The organism is Cupriavidus sp. SIMBA_020 (genome assembly GCF_046535395.1).
Classification (GTDB): domain Bacteria; phylum Pseudomonadota; class Gammaproteobacteria; order Burkholderiales; family Burkholderiaceae; genus Cupriavidus; species Cupriavidus campinensis.
Genome location: NZ_JAWRWU010000660.1, coordinates 1 through 269 on the forward strand (window position 1 = coordinate 1; position 269 = coordinate 269).

The 269-nt window shown below is 59.1% G+C and carries 1 protein-coding gene; it reads right to left on the bottom strand.

Annotation, left to right across the window (positions count from 1 at the left end; all coding sequences use genetic code 11):
* Window positions 1-269, bottom strand: a 269-nt coding sequence (locus SB751_RS30955; protein WP_410749143.1) for an NYN domain-containing protein, incomplete at both ends; no start/stop codon positions are given.

Here is a 269-nt window from a genome sequence, read left to right on the forward strand (position 1 = left end):
GTCGGAATCGCCGCTGATGATGACGAAGGTGTTGACGTGCGACTTGGTGTAGCAGAAGTCCAGCGCATCCACCACCAGCCGGATGTCGGCGGAATTCTTGCCCGACTGGCGCACGTGCGGGATTTCGATCAGCTCGAAATTGGCCTCGTGCATCGGCGCCTTGAATTCCTTGTAGCGCTCCCAGTCGCAATAGGCCTTCTTGACGACGATGCTGCCGTTGAGCAGCAGGCGTTCCAGCACCGGCCGGATGTCGAACTTCTGGTACTTGG